The sequence below is a fragment of the Gordonia sp. G4 genome (genome assembly GCF_057770005.1).
Genome location: NZ_CM173442.1, coordinates 5088703 through 5109856, shown reverse-complemented (window position 1 = coordinate 5109856; position 21154 = coordinate 5088703). Strand labels below are relative to the sequence as shown.

At 69.9% G+C, this 21154-nt stretch carries 17 protein-coding genes, 1 other RNA gene and 1 pseudogene; 10 read left to right on the top strand and 9 right to left on the bottom strand.

All coding sequences use genetic code 11. From position 1 onward, the window contains the following. Positions 1 to 48: 48 nt before the first annotated feature. Positions 49 to 1614 (bottom strand): serine/threonine-protein kinase, encoded by a 1566-nt coding sequence (locus AC3B5T_RS23035; RefSeq protein WP_488357989.1) that lies wholly within the window; start codon positions 1612 to 1614, stop codon positions 49 to 51. Between the two features lie 158 nt (positions 1615 to 1772). Here AC3B5T_RS23035 and AC3B5T_RS23030 point away from each other — a divergent pair, with 158 nt between their 5' ends. Then, positions 1773 to 2597, top strand: coding sequence for a maleylpyruvate isomerase family mycothiol-dependent enzyme (locus tag AC3B5T_RS23030; RefSeq protein ID WP_488357986.1), 825 nt, complete (start codon positions 1773 to 1775; stop codon positions 2595 to 2597). Positions 2598 to 2714: 117 nt separating this feature from the next. Here the strand turns inward: AC3B5T_RS23030 and AC3B5T_RS23025 are convergent, their stop codons facing one another. Both AC3B5T_RS23025 and AC3B5T_RS23020 read right to left on the bottom strand, forming a co-directional pair. Next, the gene (locus AC3B5T_RS23025) at positions 2715 to 4703 is read right to left on the bottom strand and encodes a protein kinase domain-containing protein (protein ID WP_488357984.1); all 1989 of its coding nucleotides are present in this window, start codon (positions 4701 to 4703) and stop codon (positions 2715 to 2717) included. A 131-nt stretch (positions 4704 to 4834) separates the two neighbouring features. Further along, complete coding sequence (locus AC3B5T_RS23020) at positions 4835 to 5644, bottom strand: spermidine synthase (RefSeq protein WP_488357982.1); 810 nt, start codon at positions 5642 to 5644, stop codon at positions 4835 to 4837. A 120-nt stretch (positions 5645 to 5764) separates the two neighbouring features. Here AC3B5T_RS23020 and AC3B5T_RS23015 point away from each other — a divergent pair, with 120 nt between their 5' ends. Further along, on the top strand, positions 5765 to 6802 hold the full coding sequence (locus AC3B5T_RS23015; RefSeq protein ID WP_488357979.1) for a cobalamin biosynthesis protein: 1038 nt from the start codon (positions 5765 to 5767) through the stop codon (positions 6800 to 6802). Here the strand turns inward: AC3B5T_RS23015 and AC3B5T_RS23010 are convergent. Continuing rightward, a pseudogene (locus AC3B5T_RS23010) lies at positions 6780 to 7774 on the bottom strand (SURF1 family cytochrome oxidase biogenesis protein). The gene AC3B5T_RS23015 and the pseudogene AC3B5T_RS23010 overlap by 23 nt on opposite strands. A gap of 35 nt (positions 7775 to 7809) precedes the next feature. Here AC3B5T_RS23010 and AC3B5T_RS23005 point away from each other — a divergent pair. Beyond that, entirely contained in the window at positions 7810 to 8814 is a 1005-nt protein-coding gene (locus AC3B5T_RS23005; RefSeq protein ID WP_488357977.1) for a zinc-binding metallopeptidase family protein, read from the top strand. A 114-nt stretch (positions 8815 to 8928) separates the two neighbouring features. On the opposite strand, the gene AC3B5T_RS23000 is transcribed toward AC3B5T_RS23005, so the two are convergent. Next, positions 8929 to 9408: a low molecular weight protein-tyrosine-phosphatase gene (locus AC3B5T_RS23000; RefSeq protein WP_010841157.1), complete on the bottom strand. Its 480-nt coding sequence runs from the start codon at positions 9406 to 9408 to the stop codon at positions 8929 to 8931. Positions 9409 to 9456: 48 nt separating this feature from the next. Beyond that, positions 9457 to 10143 (bottom strand): HAD hydrolase-like protein, encoded by a 687-nt coding sequence (locus tag AC3B5T_RS22995; protein WP_014927357.1) that lies wholly within the window; start codon positions 10141 to 10143, stop codon positions 9457 to 9459. 30 nt (positions 10144 to 10173) lie between these two features. Here AC3B5T_RS22995 and cobC point away from each other — a divergent pair, with 30 nt between their 5' ends. From cobC to AC3B5T_RS22965, 6 genes are all read left to right on the top strand, one after another. Continuing rightward, complete coding sequence (cobC, locus tag AC3B5T_RS22990) at positions 10174 to 11379, top strand: Rv2231c family histidinol phosphate aminotransferase CobC (protein WP_488357975.1); 1206 nt, start codon at positions 10174 to 10176, stop codon at positions 11377 to 11379. Next, a complete protein-coding gene (locus tag AC3B5T_RS22985; protein WP_488357973.1) occupies positions 11357 to 12499 on the top strand; it encodes a Nif3-like dinuclear metal center hexameric protein in 1143 nt (380 codons plus the stop codon). Before cobC ends, AC3B5T_RS22985 begins: the two co-directional genes overlap by 23 nt. A gap of 80 nt (positions 12500 to 12579) precedes the next feature. After that, on the top strand, positions 12580 to 13317 hold the full coding sequence (locus tag AC3B5T_RS22980) for a zinc ribbon domain-containing protein (protein WP_010841153.1): 738 nt from the start codon (positions 12580 to 12582) through the stop codon (positions 13315 to 13317). Between the two features lie 4 nt (positions 13318 to 13321). Continuing rightward, positions 13322 to 14014 (top strand): histidine phosphatase family protein, encoded by a 693-nt coding sequence (locus tag AC3B5T_RS22975; RefSeq protein ID WP_488357971.1) that lies wholly within the window; start codon positions 13322 to 13324, stop codon positions 14012 to 14014. A 70-nt stretch (positions 14015 to 14084) separates the two neighbouring features. Then, an RNA gene (rnpB, locus tag AC3B5T_RS22970) (RNase P RNA component class A) lies at positions 14085 to 14500 on the top strand. Between the two features lie 81 nt (positions 14501 to 14581). Beyond that, positions 14582 to 16030 carry an RNB domain-containing ribonuclease gene (locus AC3B5T_RS22965; RefSeq protein ID WP_488357969.1) on the top strand — a complete coding sequence of 483 codons (1449 nt, stop codon included), beginning with the start codon at positions 14582 to 14584 and terminating at the stop codon, positions 16028 to 16030. 23 nt (positions 16031 to 16053) lie between these two features. Here AC3B5T_RS22965 and AC3B5T_RS22960 read toward each other — a convergent pair whose 3' ends face one another. From AC3B5T_RS22960 to panB, 3 genes are all read right to left on the bottom strand, one after another. Next, positions 16054 to 17547 (bottom strand): CYTH and CHAD domain-containing protein, encoded by a 1494-nt coding sequence (locus AC3B5T_RS22960; protein ID WP_010841150.1) that lies wholly within the window; start codon positions 17545 to 17547, stop codon positions 16054 to 16056. A 68-nt stretch (positions 17548 to 17615) separates the two neighbouring features. Beyond that, a complete protein-coding gene (gene pip, locus AC3B5T_RS22955) occupies positions 17616 to 18599 on the bottom strand; it encodes a prolyl aminopeptidase (RefSeq protein ID WP_055476602.1) in 984 nt (327 codons plus the stop codon). A 23-nt stretch (positions 18600 to 18622) separates the two neighbouring features. Beyond that, the gene (gene panB / locus AC3B5T_RS22950) at positions 18623 to 19468 is read right to left on the bottom strand and encodes a 3-methyl-2-oxobutanoate hydroxymethyltransferase (protein ID WP_055476622.1); all 846 of its coding nucleotides are present in this window, start codon (positions 19466 to 19468) and stop codon (positions 18623 to 18625) included. Positions 19469 to 19795: 327 nt separating this feature from the next. Here panB and glnA point away from each other — a divergent pair, with 327 nt between their 5' ends. Beyond that, a complete protein-coding gene (glnA, locus tag AC3B5T_RS22945) occupies positions 19796 to 21136 on the top strand; it encodes a type I glutamate--ammonia ligase (RefSeq protein WP_010841147.1) in 1341 nt (446 codons plus the stop codon). Positions 21137 to 21154: the final 18 nt, after the last annotated feature.

Here is a 21154-nt window from a genome sequence, read left to right as displayed (position 1 = left end):
CAGTTTCGGTCCTTGTTCGGCGCGGCGTCACGCCGGGCCGGCCGAAGGTCAGCAGGTGATCAGCGATGCCGGGTCGGTGGTGTAGTCGAGCCATTTGCCATACGCGGCGCCGCCGATCCGGTTGCGCAGCGTGCAGATGTCGTCGAGCGCCGGGCCGGCGACGTAGTAGACCGCGTAGATCGGGGTGCCCACGTCGCTCACCTGCTTCAGCGACGGACACGACTGGTCGGTGCGGAGGTAACTCGCTCCCGGGTATCGGTTCAGGTAGGACTGCACCTCGCCGGGGTAGTTCCCGGGTGCGATCGCGTTGGCGACCACGACGATTCCCGTTCCGTCGCACGCCGGCCGGGTCATCGGCACGGTGAGACCGAGATCGCCGGGGACGATCGTGCGCGGGACGCCCGCCGATGGCCCGGGGCCGGGTTGCGACGACGGACCCGGTTCCGATGTCGGTCCGGGACTCGGGCCGGTTGCAGTCGAGGCCGACGTCGACGGGAGCGTGGCGTCGGCGGTGGTCGGCAACGGCGCGGCATCACCGGCGGTGCCGGCCGGCTGGTCCTGTTGGGTCGTGGCGATCGCCCACGCGACGATCCCGGCGCAGATCAGCAGTACGACGACCGTGGCCACGATGATCGGGATCAGAGGTGATCGCCGTCGGGGCGGTGCGGTCCATCCCGCGGCTCTGGTGGCATCCCACGGCGTGCCCAGACCGGGCGGTCCACCGGGTGTGGACACGGTCGGAGCGACGGGCACGGCGGGCGGGGGTCCGCCCGGAATGATCGTCGGGGCGCCGCCGAGAGGCTCCGAGCGCAGGGCCGCGCCTGCGTCGGCGACCAATTCGGCAGACGAATGCTGCCGTTGCGCGGGATCTTTCGCCATTCCGCGGGCGATGACCTGGTCGACGGCCGCGCCGAGCCGCGGCGGCGGGGCGGTGAGATGAGCGGCGATCAGCCGCTCGATGGTGGTCGCCGAGGCGAACGGGTGTGTGCCGGAGAGGCATTCGAAGAGCACGCACGTCAGCGCGTAGATGTCCGCGGGCGCTCCCACGACGCCGTCGCCGAAGCGTTCCGGCGCCATGTACCCGAACGAACCGACTGCGGTGCCGGTGCTCGTGAACCGGGTATCCGTGTCCGCCTGCGCGAGGCCGAAATCCACGAGGTACGCGAAGTCGCGATCGTCGACGAGGATGTTGTCGGGTTTGACGTCGCGGTGGACAAGCCCGGCACGATGTGCCGCGTCGAGGGCGTCACCGATCTGGCCGACGATCCGAAGCGCGCGTTCGGCCGGGAGAGGACCGTCTTGGAGAAGCAGCGTGCGCAGGTCGCGACCGTCGACCAGGCGCATGTCGATGAACAACCGCCCGTCGATCTCGCCCCAGTCGTGGATCGGGATGACGTGTGGATCGTTGAGGCGGGCTGCAACGCGTGATTCGCGATGGAACCGGTCGCGGAAGGCGGGATCGTCGGCGACCTGGGGGCCGAGCAGTTTCAGGGCGACGACCCGATCCTTGCGGGTGTCGGTGGCGCGGTACACCTCACCCATTCCGCCCCGGCCGATCAAGCCCTCGATGAGGTAGGGACCGAGCCGGTCGCCGGCGCGTAGGGATGCTGACACGCGGACAAGCGTAGGGGGCCGTGGTCGTTCACCGACGCCGACACCGCGCGATGTCGCCCGTTCGGCGGGTTCCGGGATCCGCGGAGCGGTCCCCGATACGGTTGTCCCGAGTGAGCCGTCGGCGACGTTGTCGCCGGCACGGACCCGAGGAGTGGACGATGGGGACGACGATCCTTCCGATCGGCGAGGTGACCGGGGCGCTGATCGCCCAGTGGGGTGCGCTCGGTGAGCTCGCCCGCGCGCTCGGTGACGACGCGTGGTCGGCGTCGTCGGTCCTGCCCGGTTGGACCAACGCCGACATCGTCGCCCACATCGTCGGCACCGAGAGCATGCTCGAGGGTCGTGATGTCGAGGCCACCCGCACGGTCAGCGCCCTCGATCACGTCCGCAATCCGATCGGCGAATTCAACGAGAAGTGGGTCGACCACTACCGTCCGAAGCCGCGTGCCGAGGTGGTCGCCGCCCTCGACGAGATCGTCGGTGTGCGCACCGCGGCGCTGAAAGCGATGTCGCAGGCGGACTTCGACGCCGAGGCGATGACGCCCGCGGGACCCGAGACCTACGCTCGCTTCATGCGGATCCGCATCTTCGACTGCTGGGTGCACGAGATCGACCTGCGTGACGGCACCGACCGTTCCGCGGTCGTCGATCCGGCGCCGGCGTCGTTCGCACTGGACGAGCTCGCCGCGTCGCTCCCGTTCGTCGTCGGCAAGCGGGCCGATGCGCCGAAGGGCAGCACCGTGCTCTTCGACATCACCGGGCTGTCCCCGCGAACGGTACGGATCACCGTCGGGGACCGGGCGGGCATCGTCGACGAGTTCGACGGCGGCGACGACGCGGCCGATGTGCGTATCCGGTTGGACGCGACCAACCTGGCGCGGTTCGCCGGTGGTCGACGCGACGCGGACCCGTCCGCGGTGGAACTGCACGGCGATCAGGCTCTGGGACAAGCGATCCTGAGTCGGATGAACTACGTGATCTGATCGGCGGTCCGTCGAGATCGTCACGCCGCGGTAACAGCCGGCTGGTCTCGAAGTTCCGGTTGCGCTTTGTCCCGGTATCCGGGACAAAGCGCAACCGGATCACGGTGTGCTCGCGCGTTATTCGCTGACGGTGGCCTTCTGGATCAGCAGGTTCTGGTTCGGCGGCCCCGACGCGGCACCGGGGCGGGTCGGGGTGAAGCCGCCCGCCAGGACCTTGTCGAGGACGGCCAGCCCGGACGGGTCGATGGTGCCGGCGATCGAGTAGGTCAGGGGGAGCCGGGTGTCGTCGGCCAGCAGGAAGAACGTGGTCGATCCGGTTGCGCCTTCGTCGTCGGGTAGGTCGAGGATGCCGACGGAGCCGCGCGGATAGGTGACCTGCGGTACCCCGTCGTCGTCGGTGCCGGCCGACGGCAGGTTCTCGGGCAGCTCGTCCGGGCTGGTCCAACCCGGATTGGTTCCCTCCCGGCCGCCGGAGGAACCGCAGATGAGGTACTGCCGCGAAGCGCGGTGACATTTGCTGTTGTCGTAGAAGCCGGACTTGATCAACGAGACCACCGCCCCGACGTTGCAGGGCGCCTCCGCGCGGTCGAGAGTCAGATCGATCGTGCCCTGGCCCGCGATGGGGATCTGCGCCTCGACCGTTCCGGTGTTCGGCTGGGTCGCGGCCGGTGCGGGCTCGGTGATTCCGCCCACGGCCGTGCGCTGGCGGTAGTCGCACGTCACGGTGCCCGCCGGCATCGCGCTGGTCGACGTGTCCGGGGCGGCCGTGTCGTCGTCGCCGCCGGAACCGGCCAGGACGACCACGATCCCGGTGACCGCCAGCACGATCACCACCAGCCCGACTCCCACCGCGATGGCGACATTCCGTCCGGTGTTCGACTTCCGCGGCGGGGGCGTCGGCGCACCGCCATAGGGATTCGGGCCCGAGAAGTACGGGCCGGCAGAGGATCGCTGGGGACCGGAGAACTGTTGGGGACCGGGAAACGGCTGGGGCCCGGAGAACTGCTGGGGGCCCGAGTGTCGATGTGGGCCCGATGGTCTCGGTGGGCCGGAGGATCTCTGCGGGCTGGGACTCCCGGGCGGCGAGAGGAAGCCTCGCGCGGCGCCGGCCGGGCCCGGTGGGGGCGTGCCGGGCGAGATGATCGTCCGATCCGAGGGGACCGGCCCGCCGGGCGTCGCGGGTGCGCCCGAGCCGGACCCGCCCGGTGCGTACGTCGGCGGTGACATCGTTGGTGGGGCCATCGGCGGGGGTGTCACGATGCGGGGTGTCACCGTCGGTGGCGCTGACGGGGCGGGCGGCTCGGTGAGCGCGGTCGACGCGGCCCGGATCAGTTCGCGCGCCGTGGGGTAGCGCTGGGCGGGGTCCTTGGCGAGTCCGCGTGCGATCACCGGGTCGAGCGGACCACCCATCGTCGGCGGTTCCTTGGTGATGTGCGCGGCCATCAGACCCTGGTCGGTCTTCGCCGGGTACGGCGGCTGACCTGTCACACACTCGTAGAGCACGCAGGCGAGTGCGTAGTTGTCCGAGCTCGGCCCGGCGGGATCGTCACCGAAACGCTCCGGCGCCATGTACGCGAGTGTCCCGAGCGCCGTCCCGATCTGGGTGAGCCGGCTGTCGGTGGTTCCCTGCGCGATCCCGAAGTCGACGAGGTAGGCGAAGTCGTCGGAGTCGACGAGGATGTTGTCGGGCTTGATGTCTCGATGGACGAGGCCGCCGCGGTGTGCGGCGTCCAGCGCGGAAGCGACCTGACCGAGGATCGAGATCGCGCGGGTGGCAGGCAGTGGACCGGAGGCGAGCAGTGCGCGCAGGTCTTGTCCGTCGACGAGTCGCATGTCGATGAACAGGACGCCGTCCTTCTCGCCCCAGTCGTGGATCGGGATGACGTGCGGGTCGGAGAGTTTCGCCGCGGTCTTCGACTCGCGCTCGAATCGTTCGCGGAAATCCTTGTCGTGCACCAGATGTGGGGGAAGGAGTTTCAATGCGACCCGGCGTTCGCGGACGGTGTCGAAGGCCTCGTACACCTCGCCCATGCCGCCGCGACCCAGGAGTCTGTCGATGCGGTACGGGCCCAGCGTCGTCCCCGCCCGCGACGATGGATCGCTCACGTCATCCTCGGTTCCTCGGCGTCGGGATCGAGTAAACCCTATCCATTCACCGAGATCGACGTGCAGCGCGCCTCGGCGCTCGGGATCTCCGAGGGACGGCCGCTCCGGCGGTACCTCACGGCCGCCGAGCGTCACGCCTCGTCGACGAGGGCCTCGCCGCGGGCGAACTCCCGCGCTCGACCTCCGGAGAGGATCTGGGCCGGCAGCGGATCGCTGAGCAGGGTGCGGATCAGCGTTGCCGACGGGTCGAGCGGGACATCGCTGCCCGCGATCACGATGTTGCCCGTGCGTCGACCCTTGAACATCGCGGCGTCGGCGATGAGCGCGAGATGATCGAACACCGCTCCGACGGTCGCGGCCTCGGCGCGGGCACCGGCGAGGTCCCGGCTGTCGCCGCAGTTGGCGAGGTACAGACCACCGGGGGTGAGGACGTCGCGGACGCGTTCGGTGAACTCGGTGGTCGTCAGATGTCGCGGGGTGCGATCGCCGGCGAAGGCGTCCCGCACCACGACGTCGCGCGTGCCGGGTTGGAGTGCCTCGACGACCTCGCGCGCGTCGCCGACGCGGATACGCAGCTTCGGCGCTCGGGGTAGGTCGAACCATTCGCGTACGAGGCGTGCGAGTTCGGCGTCGATCTCGACGGCCACCTGGCGGGCGTCGGGATAGCGATTGTCGAGGTGGCGTGCCAGTGCGCACGCCGCACCGCCGAGGTGCAGGACCCGGAGGCGTTCGGTGGCGGGGTGGCGTTCCTCGATGACGGCGGCCATCTGTCGCAGATACTCGAAGTCGAGCGCGGTGGGGTCGTCGGGGTGGATGTGTGAGCTGTGGGCTCCGTTGATCGTCAGCAGCCAGCCGCCCGCGATGGTGTCGGGGCTCAGCTCGGCGACGCCCGTGTCGATGTCGTACCGACCGGGTGTTGGCTGTGCGTGTGTCCGGGCCACGGGGGCCAAGTGTCCCAGCCGGCGCCCGGAGCGGAGCGAGCGGGCCGAATGACGCCGGCGCCGGGAGCGGAGCGAGCGGGCTGAATGATGCCGGCGCCGGGAGCGGAGCGAGCGGGCTGAATGTGTACCGGCCCGGGTCGATACCATCGCGCGGTGCCCAGACCACCGCGTGTTCATCGCCCGCGTCCAGATCGCCGGCGCGGTGCGGTGACCGCGGCGGGGATGCTGGTCGGTTTCGTGCTCGACGGTCTGTTCGGGGATCCGTCCCGTGGACATCCGGTGGCCGGGTTCGGTCGGCTGACCAGCGCGGTCGAGCGCTGCCTCTACCGGGATTCGCGGAGAGCGGGTGCGGGTCTGGTCGGGGTGATGGTGGGGTCGACGGTGGTCCTGGCGGCGGTGCCGGATCGGCGCGCGACGGGCGTCGCCGGTGTCGCGGTGACCGCCGCGGCGACGTGGGTTGCCCTGGGTGGCACCTCGCTGTGCCGGGTGGGCGACGCGGTCGCGGAGGCGTTGGAGGCCGGTGACATCGACGCCGCGCGTGCGCTCATCCCGAGCCTGTGCGGCCGGGACCCGGAGTCGCTCGACGAGGCGGGTCTGTGCCGTGCGGCTCTGGAGTCGATCGCGGAGAACACCTCGGACGCGACGGTCGGGCCGCTGGTGTGGGGGGCGCTTGCCGGTGTTCCCGGCGTGCTCGGGTACCGGGCGGTGAACACGCTCGATGCGATGGTCGGCTACCGGAACCGGCGTTATCGGAACTTCGGTTGGGCGGCCGCGCGCCTGGACGACCTCGCGAACCTGCTGCCGGCGCGATTGGCGGGTTCGTTGCTGGTGATTCTCGGCGGTGCTCCGCGCCGGACGATCGCGGCCTGGCGTCGCGACAGCGGTGCCCACCCGAGTCCGAACGCCGGCGTCGTCGAATCCGGGTTCGCGGGTGCGCTCGGGGTGCAGCTCGGCGGACGGACGGTGTACCCGCACGGCGTCGAAGTGCGTCCGACCCTGGGTTCCGGATCGGCGCCGGGGCCGGCGGATCTCCGCGCCGCGGTCGCCCTGTCGCGACGGGTGCAGCGGGCCACCGTGCTGACCTGTGCGGCCGTCGCCCTGGCGCGACCGGGGGTGACGGCCGCGTTGCGCCGGCTCAGCCGCCGTACCGCCGGGTGAGTTTGTCGCGAACGTCGCGGGACTCGTCGGCGGTCCGCGGCCCGTGGCCGATCTCGCCGACCTGCTGGGTCATCGTGGTTCCGGCGGCTGCCCGGAGCTCGTCGCGACGGTGCTGGCGGCGCTGAGCGCGCGATTCGGCGGCCGGACCGGGAGCGGCCGCCGGGGCGGACGAGGGTCGGAGTTGGTACCGGGCGCGGTGGCGTCTGCCGTGCTGGCGGACGCCGAGGCCTCGGCGGCAGCACGGCGTCGGGCGCGGATCTCGGAGAACAGGAAGTATCCGACGCCGAGGGGCGCCATCACGCCGAAGGCGAGCCACTGCAGGCCGTAGGACAGGTACGGGCCGGTGTCGAGCTGCGGGAGCGAGATCTCACCGAGTGACCCCGGCTGGTCGGGGGAGAGCTGGAGGTAGAAGTCGTCCATCGGCGTCGAGGTCGCGTCGGCGACCAGGCCGGGGTTGATGGTCGCGACGGTCAGTGCGCCGTTCTCGACGCGGGCGCCGCGATCCGTGCTCACACTCTCGGCTGCGCGGATCCGGCCGTCGACGGTCTGTTCGCCGGCCGGCGGCGCGGGGATGTCGGGGACCGCACCCTCGACGGGTCGGACGTACCCGCGGTTGACGAGGATCACCCGATCGGACCCGCTGACCGCGAACGGGGTGAGTACTTCCACCGCGGGACGCTGGTCGATGTTGCGGAGCCGGACGAGGGCCTGCCGGTCGGTGAGATAACGACCGGTCACCGCGACCGACCGCCACTCGGAGGACGGCACGAAGGCCGACGACGGCGCCACCTCGGCCAGTGGGGCCGTCTCGATCGACGTGGCGGTGCGGATCAGGTCGTTGCGGCGCTCGGTGTCGGAGTTCTTGCCGAGCTGCCAGGGCGCGAGGAGGGTGAAGCAGGCCACCGCGAACGCAGCGACCACGACACCGAGGGCAATCCACCCGGGCCGAAGGATCGTTCGCAGTACGTGCACACCGCCAGGCTACCGAGCGGGGTAGCCTGGTCGAAATGCGAGACTTCCTCTGCTTGAACTGCGGTCAACGTCTCTCCTTCGAGAACAGCCTGTGCCTGAATTGCCGGAGCCCTCTCGGCTTCTGGCTGAAGACCAGGTCGATCCACGTCCTCGACGACAAGGCGCGCGCGGAGGTGGACGGCGTGCTGCTCGAGCGCTGCGCCAACACCAAAGTCGCGCAATGCAACTGGATGGTGAAATGGACCGGCAAGCCGACCATGTGCGAGTCCTGCCGACTCACCCGCACCCGGCCCGGTGACGACGACACCGAGGCGCTACCCATCTTCGGCCAGACCGAGACCGCCAAGCGTCGTCTCATCCTGGAGCTCGACGAGTTGGGGCTGCCCATCGAGACGCGGGATGAGAACCCGCAGTCCGGACTGGCTTTCGACCTCCTCTCCAGCGCGCAGCAGTCGGTGATCACCGGCCACGCGAACGGGGTCATCACGCTCGACCTCGCCGAGGGCGACGACGTGCACCGGGAACAGATGCGCGTCGAACTCGCCGAGCCGTATCGCACCGTCCTAGGGCACTTCCGGCATGAGATCGGTCACTATTACCAGTTGGTCCTCATCACCGACGACCGTCGTCCGGGCTTCGAGGAGCTGTTCGGCAACCCCGACGACGACTATCAAGCGGCTCTCGACCGCCACTACAGCGAGGGCGCCCCCGAGGGCTGGCAACAGGACTACGTGTCGTCCTACGCGACGATGCACCCAGCCGAGGACTTCGCCGAGACGTTCGCGCACTACCTGCACATCCGCGACACCCTCGACACCGCGGCGGCGTTCGCGATGGCGCCCGCCGGAGCGACTTTCGAGGGGGTGCCGCCCGGCGACGTCGGCTTCGATCGCCTCCTCGACGAGTGGCTACCGCTGACGTGGGCGCTCAACCAGATCAACCGGTCGATGGGTCACCCGGACCTCTATCCATTCGTGTTGCCCGAGAAGGTGCTGACGAAGATCCGCTTCGTGCACAACCTGGTGGCCCCGGCGCCCTGAGGCTGTCGTCTCGGTCCAAACACCACAACGCCCTGCTCCTCGCACCTCAGCTCAGGGAGCAGGGCGGGCGCACCGTTCGCGCGTCAGGCTTAGCGCGTGACTTGCGGATCGAGCTCAGGACACCCCGAGTTCGCCGCGTACCCAGTCGATGAGACCCGGCATCGAACTCTCGATCTGTTCGCGCGTCACCACGAAGTCCTCGGTGGTGCCGTAGTAGGGGTCGGCGAGATCGAGGTCGTCGGCGGGAGCAGAGGGGTCGAACGAGCGCAGCAGCCGTGTGCGGTCGCCGAGCCGCTTGCGTTCGAGTTCGCGCACGTGGCCCTCGTCCATGGCGAGCAGGAGGTCGGCGTCGAAATGCTCGGGTCCGAGCAGGGCGGCGACATGGGCGTCGGAGTAGCCGTGCGCGACCAGCTCGGTCCGCGCGCGGTTGTCGGCTGGTTCGCCGACGTGATAGCTGCTCGTCCCGCCGCTGGACACACGCACCTTGCCGCCGAGCCCAGCGTCATCGAGTGCGGTCCGGAAGATGTTCTGCGCCATCGGTGACCGGCAGATGTTGCCCGTGCACACGAAGCAGATGTGAAGTTCGTCAGCCACTGCTACCTCACAAGTCGATTCGCCGCCAGCCGGGATTCGGGGTGCGGATCACGCACCCAGGACGTCGCGCAGTTCGGCCACGGACCCGACTGCCCAGGTCGCGCCCTGTTCCTCCCCGCCCAGAGCGTAACCCCAACGCACGAGAATCGCTGGGATGCCGAATGCCGCTGCGCCCAGCACATCATGGCTGCGATCGCCGATCATCACGACCGGACCGGTGACGTGCCCGGTCTGTGGGTCGGTGGGTATCCGGAGTTCTTCCAGCGCAGAGGCGATCACGTCCGATTTCTCGCGGCGGGTGCCGTCGTCGCTGGCACCGGCGATGTAGCGGAAGTGGTCGGCGAGACCGAAGTGCTCGAGGATCCGGCGCGCGGTGGTCTGGTTCTTCGACGTGGCGATCGCCAACGTGCGGCCCGCGGCGGCCAGATCGGCGAGCAATTCGCCCATCCCGTCGAACACCGAGTTCTCCAGCCAGCCGACCTCGGTGTATCTCTCTCGGTACGCGCGCATCGCCTTGTCGGCCACCTCGGACGAGAGCCCCAGCGCATTGAGCGTGTCGATCATCGGCGGGCCGGCGATCCCGGCCACGAGGCGCGGGTCGGGCTCGGGTGCTCCGACCGTGGCGAGCGCGTGCCGAAAGCTGTTCTCGATTCCTGCGAAACTGTCGGTCACCGTGCCGTCGAGGTCGACGAGTAGGACGGTCTCGGGGTGGCGTGGGTCCGGCGTCGTCGTCACGTCTCCATCGTGCACGTAAGGTCTGAACACATGACAGCTGGGTACGACGCGCTCGATGTCGAGACCGGGCCCTCGCGTCCGTCCGCGTCCGACGGACGGACACGCGCCGGTCACGCCGGTGCGGGGCCCGCCCAGACGCACCCTCCGCGCGCCGATCTCACCGACCCGGAACGCCACGGTGACCAGGACGCCGCCCCGGGACTCGTCGACTTCGCGGTGAATGTCCGTTGTACGCCGCCCGCATTCGTGCTCGACGCCATCCGGTCGGGACTCGACGACCTCGCGCGGTATCCGACCGGAGCGCAGGAGCGACGTGCCGTCGACGCGATCGCCGCGGCACACGACCGCCGCCCCGAGGAGGTGCTGCTGCTCTCCGGAGCCGCCGACGGATTCGAGATGCTGCCGCGGCTGGGGTCTCGGCATGCGGCGCTGATCCAGCCGTCGTTCACCGAACCGGAGATCGTGCTGCGAGCCGCCGGCATCCCGATCTCGCAGGTGGTGCTGACCGAACCCTGGCACCTGCCCGCACCGGACGGGATCGGGACCGCCGCGACCGTGCCGGACGACGCCGACCTGGTGATCCTGGGCAACCCCACGAATCCGACCTCGGTGCTGCATCCGGTCGAGGCCGTTGCCGCGTTGCGCCGCCCGGGCCGGATCATCGTCGTCGACGAGGCCTTCGCCGACCTCACGCTGAGCGCCGACGCAACGCCCGAACCGCAATCCCTCGCCTCCGCGGACTGGCCCGATCTGCTCGTGATCCGAAGCGTGACAAAAACATTCGGACTGGCCGGTTTGCGTGCGGGCTACCTGCTCGGACCGGTCGGCCTGCTCGACCGGCTGCGCGCCGGGCGCCGACCGTGGGCGGTGTCGACCCCGGCGCTCGCCGCGCTGACCGCGTGCGTCGAGGAGCAGGGACAGCGATACTGCGCCGAGACCGCGCGGACGGTCGCCGAGGAGCGCGCCGACATGGTGGACGAACTCACGCGCGTCGGGCTCCGCGTGGCGGCCGAGCCCGCGGCGCCGTTCGTCCTGGTCGAGATGCGCGACGCCACCGAGGTGAAACAACGTCTGATCCGCCACGGTTTCGCGGTCCGCAGCTGCGCCAACTTCGTCGGTCTCGGTGATTCGCACCTTCGTCTCGCCGTCCGTCGGCTTCCGCAGGTTCGGGCGCTCACGCGCGCGATCGAGCTGGTACGAGAGGAGATCGACCGTGAAGTCGGAACCCCGCGCTGACCCGTCCGTGACGGTCGGCGACGTCGTCGACGTGGTCGAGCGTGCCTATCCACCCGCCCTCGCCGAATCGTGGGACGCGGTCGGTCTGGTGTGCGGCGACCCGGCCGACTCCGCGCGCGGTGTGCTGGTGTGCGTGGACGTGACCGATGCGGTGGTCGACGCCGCGGTCGAGGCCGGCACTGGGATCGTCGTCGCCCACCACCCGCTGCTGCTGCGCGGCGTCACGTCGGTGTCCGCCGACACCCCCAAGGGACGGATCGTTCATCGGCTGATCCGCAACGGGATCGCGCTGCTGTGCGCACACACCAACGCCGACAGTGCGCGGCCCGGCGTCTCCGACGCGCTCGCCGACCGTCTCGGACTGCGCGGCACCGTCCCCATCGAGCCGAAACCGGTTGCAGCGATGGACAAATGGGTCGTCATGGTGCCGGAGGGAAACGTCGAGCAGGTGAGTGAGGCGATGTTCGCCGCGGGCGCGGGGGCGATCGGCGACTACCGGGACTGCTCCTGGACGGTCGTCGGTACCGGACAGTTCGAGGCCGGTGAGGACGCGTCGCCGACCATCGGCGAGATCGGGATGCGCACGCATGTCGACGAGGCGCGGGTCGAGATGGTCGCGGCACGAGGGCTGCGCGCCGGTGTCCTGCGCGCCCTGCGTAACGCGCACCCCTACGAGGAACCGGCCTTCGACGTGTTCGAGCTGGCCGACCTCGGCAGCGACGTCGGGCTGGGGCGGGTCGGGTCGCTCGAGGAACCGATGACCCTGCGCGACTTCGTCGACCGGGCCGCCCGGGTGCTGCGCAGTCCGACCGGCGTCCGCGCCGCGGGTGACCCGGATGCGCTGGTGCGGACCGTTGCGGTGTGCGGCGGGGCCGGGGATTCCTTGCTCGGACGTGTCCGCGGTCTCGGCGTCGACGTCTATCTGACCGCCGACCTGCGTCATCACCCGGTCGACGAGAGCCTCCGCGACGGCGGGCCGGCAGTGGTCGACGCCGGGCACTGGGCGACCGAGTTCCCGTGGTGCGCTCAGGTCGGGGCGCTTCTGGAGGCCGAATTGGGCACGCCGGTGAGTGTCTTCGAGGCCCCGACCGATCCGTTCGCGCTGCACAGTGCGGGCTGAGTCACCGACACCGAGCCGCCGCCGACTCTCCCGCACCTCCCGCGTACGGTAGGGGGACTTTCGCCGAAGAGGAGACCGCAATGAAAGTCGACGCCGCCGTGCAGCGACTGCTGCTCGATCTCGCGGACTCCGATGCCGAGATCAACCGTCTCGTCCATCGCCGCAAGACCCTGCCGGAGGACGCCGAGATCGCCGAGCACAATTCCGCGATCGACGCCGCGCGTGACGACCTGGTGCGCGCGGAGATCGCCGCGGAGGACCTGGGCCGCGAGTACCGTCGGATCGACTCCGAGGTGACCGGCATGGCCAACCGCGAAGCCAAGGACTCGGCTCTGTTGACCGGCGGTGGCCTGGCGCCGAAAGCCTTGTCGGAGTTGCAACACGAGCTCGCCGGGCTGGGTCGTCGGCGGGCCGTGCTGGAGGACGAGATGCTGTCGCTGATGGAGCAGCAGGAGGCCGTCGAGTCCGAACGCACCCGCGCGGCGGCGACCATCGGCCACCTCGAGGAGAAGGTCGCCGAGGCGCAGGTCCGGCGAGACCGGTCGCTGGAGTCCATCGACGAGGACCTGTCGCGTGCCCGGGAGCGCCGGGAGTCCCTCGAGGCCGAGATCGATCCGCCGCTGCTCGCGGTGTACGAGAAGCAGCGTGCCGGAGGCCGCATCGGTGCCGGCCTGTTGCGGGCCCGCCGGTGCGGGGCGTGCCGGATGGAACTCGACCGCGGGACCATCGCGGCCATCGGTGCGGCGCAGTCCGACGAGGTCATCCGATGCGAAGAGTGCGGCGCGATCCTGGTGCGCACTGTCGAGTCCGGAATCTAGATCCATGACGGCAACGGCCGAAGGGTCTGTGCCCGAAAGCGATTCGGCGGCGAAGGCGCCGTCGTGGCAGGGACGGCGCGGGGAGCCGACGCGGTTCATCCTGCTCCGGCACGGACAGACCGCGCTGTCGGTCGGACGACGCTACTCCGGTCGCGGCAATCCCGAACTCACCGACGAGGGCCGACGCCAGGCCCGCGCGGCCGCGGAGCGCGTCGTGCGCGAGGACGGGATCGCCGCGATCGTGACCTCGCCGTTGCGGCGTGCGCGCGCCACCGCCGAGGAGGTCGGCGCGCTGACCGGGATCGAGGTCGTCGAACACGCCGGGCTGATCGAGAACGACTTCGGCGACTGGGAAGGCCTGACGTTCACGGAGGCGTCCGCGCGTGACCCGGAGCTGCACCGCTCCTGGCTGTCCGACGTCACCGTGCCGGCACCGGGTGGGGAGAGCTTCGCCCAGGTCGCCGAGCGCATCGCGCAGACGAAAGCCGAACTGCTGGACAGGTATCCGGGGCAGACGGTGGTCCTGGTCTCGCACGTCACCCCCATCAAGACGATGTTGCAGGATGCGCTCGGCGTCGGACCCGAACTGTTGTTCCGGCTGCACCTCGACCTCGCTTCGGTGTCGATCGCCGAGTACTTCGACGACGGCGGGTCCGTGGTCCGGCTCGTCAACGACGCCGCACACTGGCGCGTCTGACCGTCGCAGTCCGGTGTCAGAACACCGGTGCCGTCGACTCATAGTCCCGGGCGTATCCTGAGTGCGCGAACGAGTCGGCCGGGCGGCCGCGGTGCGCGGAACGGGCGGTTTCCCGCCACGCCGCGCATCGAGGAAAGTCCGGACTCCGCAGAGCAGGGTGGTTGTCAACGGCAACCCGGGGTGACCCGCGGGACAGTGCCACAGAGAACAGACCGCCGGCCGCAAGGCAGGTAAGGGTGAAACGGTGCGGTAAGAGCGCACCAGCGGCACGGGTGACCGTGCCGGCTAGGTAAACCCCACCCGGAGCAAGGCCGAAGCACGCACCTCGCGGTGCGTGTGCGCGGGCGTCACGAGGGCTGCTCGCCCCAGCCCGCGGGTGGGCCGCTCGAGGTACCCGGCGACGGTGTGCCCAGATGGATGGTCGCCACCCGCATCGGTCTCACGACCGTGCGGGTACAGGATCCGGCTTACGTGCCGACTCGTTCGCCTCTCTCGTCCGGTCGACGCCGTGCCCATCGGCGCGCGTCGCGCCCCACCCGGGTCGTCGTGCTCTCTAGGGTTGGGGGAGTGAAGCGCATTCTCTCGGCCCCCGACATCGACTTCGCCGGTATACGCACCGAACTGGGCGTCGACGAGGAGTACGGCGAGGATGCCCTCGCCGAAGCACGGGCCACCGCGGAACTGATCGAATCCGGCGCCGCGGGCGCCGACCGGTACGCCGATGTCCGCGAGGACCACACCGAATTGCCGTTCGTCACGATCGACCCGCCGACCTCGCGAGACCTCGACCAGGCGGTGCACATCACCGCAGACGGGGGCGGGTTCGTCGTCGACTACGCGATTGCCGACGTCGCAGCCCTGATCACCCCGGAGGGCGCCCTCGACCAGGAGAGCCGACGACGCGGCACCACCGTGTACTTTCCGGACGGCTCGGTCCCGCTGCATCCTCGCGAACTGTCCGAGGGCGCGGGTTCTCTTCTGCCCGAACAGGTCAGGCTGTGTGTGCTGTGGACGATCCGGGTGGACGGAGACGGATCGGTGGCCGATGTGCGGGTGCGACGATCCCGAATCCGGTCCGTCGCGCGCCTCGACTACGCCGGCGTCTCGGCCGATGCGACCGCAGGCCGGCTGCATCCGTCGATCGCGGCTCTGCCCGCGTTCGGCGAACTCCGGCACGAGGTCGCGCTGGAGCGGGGCGCGGTCGAACTCGACCTGCCCGATCAGACGGTCACCCGCACCGACGACGGGTGGCGGCTCGATCTCGAGGCGCACACACCCGCCGACATGTGGAACGCGCAGGTGTCGCTGCTGGCCGGGATGTGCGCGGGCACGCTGATGGCCGAGGCCGGTGTGGGGCTGCTGCGCACACTGCCGCCGGCCGAGGACGACGCGGTCGAGGACCTGCGCGCCGCCACCCGGGCGCTCGGCGTGCACTGGCCGGACGGACTGTCGGTGGGACGGTTCCTGGCGGGTCTGCCGGGTGACGAGCCGAGCACGCTGGCCCTGCAGTCGGCCGCCGGGGGCCTGATGCGGGGCGCCGATTATCTCGCGCTCACCGGGGCCGGTGAAGCCGATCGCGTCGACGACGCACTCATGCGGCATTCGGCCATCGGTGGTCTCTACGCACATGTCACCGCGCCCCTGCGTCGCCTGGGCGACCGGTTCGCCACCGAGGTGTGCCTGGCGGTCACCGCTGGTACGCCGGTACCGGACTGGGTGCAGCGTGCGTTGCCGACACTTCCCAAGATCTTGCGGTCCGCCGACACGCTCGGCGCCACCGCGGATCGGGCGAGCATCGACCTCGCCGAGGCCGTCATCCTCCGGGAACGGGTGGGTGAGCGCTTCGAGGCGGTGGTGATGTCCGGCGCCACCGAGCGACGGCCGGCCCAGATCTTTCTGGCCGATCCACCGGTCGTGGCGCGGTGCGCGGGTGATCTCCGGCCCGGCGACCGCGTCGTCGTGGAACTCGTCAAGGCCGACGAGGTCAGCCGGACGGTGGAGTTCCGCCGGGTCTGACCTGTCGTGGCTGCGCCGGCGGGTCAGAGTTCCTTCGCGACCCGACGGTACGCGGCGATCGCACGGTGTCCGTCGGCCTCGAGCCGGGCGTCGATCCGGCCGAGGACGAACATGTCCGGGCCACCGAGGTTTCCGGCCGCTGCGATCTCCGCGAGTCGCGTCCGATTGATCCGGGTGTCGTTGAAATCCCCCAGGGCGGACTGGATCTTCTTGGCAGCCGAGCCGACCTCGCGGTACTTCTTCTTGCCGAGCGGTTCGGTCGCGTCGATGCTGTAGCGCAGCCGCTTCGCCCGCTTGCGGATGGTGTGCAGCTGCTCTTCCCATTCGTCGGAACCCTCGGTGAACCCGGCGAGGCGGGCCTGCGCTCGATGAATGTGCTTGCGGCTGCGGGCGATCGCCTTGTCGACGACCGTGGTCGCCGGTAGGTCGGCGTCGGGACCCGGAGGGGGCGAGGCGATCAGGCCGTCGATGCTGTCGAGCAGGGTGAAGTACCTCTTCGACGACATGGCGGCGTGCGCCGCGCGAAGTGCCCGGTCGTGCGCGGTGACCTCGGTGCCGGCGAGCTCGGCGAGCAGTTCGGGCGAGGCGTTCTCGCCACGCAGCAGCGACTCGCTCAACTCCAGCTGCACCTCCGAATCGCGCGCGTCACCCAGGATCTGGGCGAGCAGCTTCAGTTCGGCGCCGACGTGCGCGGTGCGCTCGGCGTCGAGGACGGTGGGGAAGCCCGACAACACGCTGCGCAGGCGTCGGCACGCCACGCGCATCTGGTGCACCGCGTCGGGGGCGTCGACGCGCACCAGCGGGTCGTAGGCGACCAGTGAATTGCGGTGGAGCGCGATGTCGGTCACGACGAGTTCGAGTGCGGTGGGCCGCTTGGAGAGTCGCGGCTCGTGCACGGTCGGTGTCGCGCCGATCGCCCGGGCGAGCTTCGACGCGCTCGACGCCTCACGACCGCCACCGGCGCGCAGCGCCTTGTCGGCCGCCTTGAGCAGCTTGGGCGTGCCGCCGGAGAGCAGTTCGAACTCCCACTCCGCCCACTGCTGGCAGTGGCCACCCGGCAGGAGCGACTGCGCGGTCACCAGATCCTCGGCGAGCTCGGCGAGCGGCTCGTCGTCGGCACCCAGCAGCCGGGTCACGGTGCGCGTAGTCGAGATCACCGCGACCGGGATCAGCGTTCGCGCGCGGATGTGGGCCAGGACCGGGCCCGACAGCGCCTCGGGAACCTCGCCGTCCGCGGGCGCCTCGTCGAAACCCACCTGCAATTCGCGCCGTGCCCCGGGAATGTCGGTGGGGCGCTTGAGGTGCCAGCCCTCGTCGGTCCCGCCGGTACGCCGGCGCATGGTGATCTTGTTACCGGCGAGATCGAGATTCTCGGTGTCGAAGTAGGTGGCGTCGAGGGAGAAGGTCTCGGGGGTCGTCGCCGAGACGACGCCCGGCAGCGCCCGCAGGTCGGGGGCCGCGTGGCCGGCGTCCACATCGAACTTGAGCTCCACCTCGACCTGTTCGGATGCGGCCACCTGTTCCTCCTGAAGTCGTCGACGGCTGTCCGTCGAGTCTAGTGACCTCGGCCGACCGTCGGCGTCGGCTACCGCGCGAAGCGGTCGGTCGCCTCGATGAGGTGATGGCGGATACCCGGTTCATAGGACGCGTGTCCGGCGTCGGCGACGATGTGCAGATCGGCGGCCGGCCACGCCCGGTGCAGGTCCCACGCGCTGCGCGCCGGGCACACCACGTCGTACCGGCCCTGGACGATCACTCCGGGGATCGAGGCGATCCGGTCGATGTCGTCGAGGAGCTGGCCGTCGCGGAGGAATCCGTGGTTGACGAAATAGTGGTTCTCGATCGACGCGAAGGCGAGGTCGAAGCGGCCGGTGTCCCCGGTCTCGGCGTCGTCTCCCGAGGAACCGTCCGAACCCTCGTCGGGGCGGGGGAGGAGGTAGCTCGTCGCCTGCTCCCAGCCCGTCCAGGCGCGGGCGGCGGCGCGAGCGGTCGCGGCATCGCCGGAGGTGAGCAGCCGGTGGTACGCCTCGACCAGGTCGCCGTCGCGCTCGTCGACCGGTATGGGTTCGAGGTAGCTCTCCCACAGGTCGGGGTAGATGTGTGCGGCCCCGCCGTTGTAGTACCAGTCGATCTCGCTGCGCCGCAGGAGGAAGATGCCGCGCAGCACGAGTTCGGTGACCCGCTCGGGATGTGTCTGCGCGTAGGCCAGTCCGAGCGTCGAGCCCCACGATCCGCCGAAGACCTGCCAGCGCTCGATCCCGAGATGGGTGCGGAGCCGTTCCATGTCGGCGATCAGGTGCGGCGTCGTGTTGACCGTCAGGTCGGCGCCGTCGGCGATGTGGGGCCGCGACTGTCCGCAGCCGCGCTGGTCGAACAGCACGATCCGGTACTTCGCCGGGTCGAAGAACCTGCGTTGCGCGGGGGCGGTTCCGCCACCGGGCCCGCCGTGCACGAAGACGGCGGGTTTCCCGTCCGGGTTGCCCGACGTCTCCCAGTAGATCTGCTGGCCGTCGCCGACGTCGAGGTGACCGGCGGCGTAGGGCTCGATCTCCGGGTAGAAGTTCCGCATGGACGCCAGCGTAGGCGCCCCGATCAGTAGCTGTGCTCGGGACCCGGGAACACCCCGCGGCGTACCTCGTCGGCGTATTGCTCGGCGGCCGAACGCAACTCGCCACCGACATCGGCGAAGCGCTTGACGAATCGGGCGGTCTTGCCGTGGGTGAGGCCGGCCATGTCCTGCCACACCAGGACCTGGGCGTCGGTCTCGTTGCCCGCGCCGATCCCCACAGTGGGGATGGTGAGCTTGCGGGTGATCTGTCCGGCGAGGTCGGCCGGGACCATCTCCATCACCACGGCGAACGCACCCGCCTCCTGGACGGCGATGGCGTCGGCAATGAGCTGATCGGCGCCGTCCCCGCGGCCCTGGACGCGGAATCCGCCGAGCCCGTTGACACTCTGCGGGGTGAAACCGATGTGCGCCATGACCGGGATCCCGGCGGCGGTCAACGCGGCGATCTGGGGTGCCACACGCTCGCCGCCCTCGAGCTTCACCGCGTGTGCGCCGGTCTCCTTGAAGATGCGGAACGCGTTTTCGAGGGCGTGCTGCGGACCCATCTCGTAGCTGCCGAACGGCATGTCGGCGACGACGAGTGCGTGCGGTGCGCCGCGTACGACGCCGCGGATCAGCGGGATCATCTCGTCGACGGTGATCGGGATCGTGGTGTCGTAGCCCAGGACGACGTTGGCCGCGGAGTCGCCGACGAGGAGCACGGGGATCTCGGCGGCATCGAAGATGCGGGCGGAGGAGTAGTCGTACGCGGTGAGCATCGACCACTTCTCGCCTTCGGCCTTCATCTGGGCCAGGTGGTGGATGCGGGTCACGCGACGCTTGGCGGACTGGCCGGAGGCGGGCGCACCATAGACCGAGGAATCGGACATCATTGTCTCTTTTCTGCCTCGAGTCCCGACTGGCCGGAGATCGGCGCGGCGGGTACCCGGGTTGAACACGGACGTAGGCCATTGTTTCACCGGCGCGGCCCGTTGTGACCGGTCGTCTCTATGCGATTGGTCACACGTGCGAGCGTCCCGACTTTCGGCGTATGCGACTCTGGACACCGAGCCGGCGGTACGACTGTGCCGTGCCGGATCCCAGGTGACCGGCCAGCCGTCTCATCATGTGGGATGGCGTCGGCAAAGCCGCTGCACAGCGAGTTGGATTCGCGCGTGTAACACGGATTTAACAGCGTACTTCTAAGGTCGGCGACCATGGATCGCCAAAAGGAATTCGTGCTGCGGACCCTCGAAGAGCGCGACATCCGTTTCGTCCGTCTGTGGTTCACCGACGTCCTCGGTTATCTGAAGTCCGTGGCGATCGCCCCCGCCGAACTCGAAGGCGCGTTCGCCGAGGGGATCGGCTTCGACGGCTCGGCCATCGAGGGCTTCTCCCGGGTCTCGGAGGCCGACACCGTCGCCAAACCCGATCCGTCGACCTTCCAGGTGCTGCCGTGGACCACCTCGGCCGGCCGGCACCACTCGGCACGCATGTTCTGCGACATCGCGATGCCCGACGGCACCCCCAGCTGGGCCGACTCGCGTCACGTCCTGCGCCGGCAGCTGAACAAGGCCGCCGACCTCGGCTTCAGTTGCTACGTCCATCCCGAGATCGAGTTCTTCCTGCTGAAGGAGGCCCCTCTCGACGGGTCGGTGCCGACCCCGGCGGACTCGGGCGGCTACTTCGACCAGGCCGTCCACGACGCCGCGCCGAACTTCCGGCGGCACGCGATCGAGGCGCTCGAGTCGATGGGCATCTCGGTCGAGTTCTCCCACCACGAGGGCGCTCCGGGCCAGCAGGAGATCGACCTGCGCTACGCCGACGCCCTGTCGATGGCCGACAACGTCATGACGTTCCGCTACCTCATCAAGGAGGTCGCGATCAACGAGGGCGTCTGGGCGACCTTCATGCCCAAGCCGTTCAGCGAGCATCCCGGGTCGGCGATGCACACCCACCTGAGCCTCTTCGAGGGCGACATCAACGCCTTCCACAACCCCGACGACCCGATGCAGCTCTCCGTCACCGGCAAGAAGTTCATCGCCGGCATCCTGCACCACGCCTCGGAGATCAGCGCCGTCACCAATCAGTGGGTCAACAGCTACAAGCGGCTCATCCACGGCGGTGAGGCGCCCACCGCGGCGACCTGGGGTGGCGCGAACCGGTCCGCGCTGATCCGTCTCCCGCTCTACACGCCGAACAAGGCGTCCTCGCGGCGCGTCGAGGTCCGCAGCCCCGACTCCGCCTGCAACCCGTATCTGACCTTCGCGGTCCTGCTGGCCGCCGGACTCAAGGGCATCAACGAGGACTACGAGCTGCCCGACGAGGCCGAGGACGACGTCTGGGCCCTCACCTCGGCCGAGCGTCGCGCGATGGGCTACAAGGAACTGCCCGGAAGCCTGGCCGACGCGTTGAAGGAGATGGAGAACTCGGAGCTGGTCGCCGAAGCACTCGGCGAGCACGTCTTCGACTACTTCCTCCGCAACAAGTGGACGGAATGGACCAACTATCGCAGCCTCGTGACACCGTTCGAGCTGAAGAACTACCTGCCGCTGTAGGGGTGCTGCGGCCCGGTC

What these genes read in the sequence shown, in the direction of transcription:
- AC3B5T_RS23030 (WP_488357986.1), top strand. Translation starts at nt 1,773, where the DNA reads ATGGGGACGACGATCCTTCCGATCGGCGAGGTGACCGGGGCGCTGATC.
- AC3B5T_RS23015 (WP_488357979.1), top strand. Translation starts at nt 5,765, where the DNA reads ATGTGTACCGGCCCGGGTCGATACCATCGCGCGGTGCCCAGACCACCG.
- AC3B5T_RS23005 (WP_488357977.1), top strand. Translation starts at nt 7,810, where the DNA reads ATGCGAGACTTCCTCTGCTTGAACTGCGGTCAACGTCTCTCCTTCGAG.
- cobC (WP_488357975.1), top strand. Translation starts at nt 10,174, where the DNA reads ATGACAGCTGGGTACGACGCGCTCGATGTCGAGACCGGGCCCTCGCGT.
- AC3B5T_RS22980 (WP_010841153.1), top strand. Translation starts at nt 12,580, where the DNA reads ATGAAAGTCGACGCCGCCGTGCAGCGACTGCTGCTCGATCTCGCGGAC.
- AC3B5T_RS22975 (WP_488357971.1), top strand. Translation starts at nt 13,322, where the DNA reads ATGACGGCAACGGCCGAAGGGTCTGTGCCCGAAAGCGATTCGGCGGCG.
- pip (WP_055476602.1), bottom strand. Translation starts at nt 18,599, where the DNA reads ATGCGGAACTTCTACCCGGAGATCGAGCCCTACGCCGCCGGTCACCTC.
- panB (WP_055476622.1), bottom strand. Translation starts at nt 19,468, where the DNA reads ATGTCCGATTCCTCGGTCTATGGTGCGCCCGCCTCCGGCCAGTCCGCC.
- glnA (WP_010841147.1), top strand. Translation starts at nt 19,796, where the DNA reads ATGGATCGCCAAAAGGAATTCGTGCTGCGGACCCTCGAAGAGCGCGAC.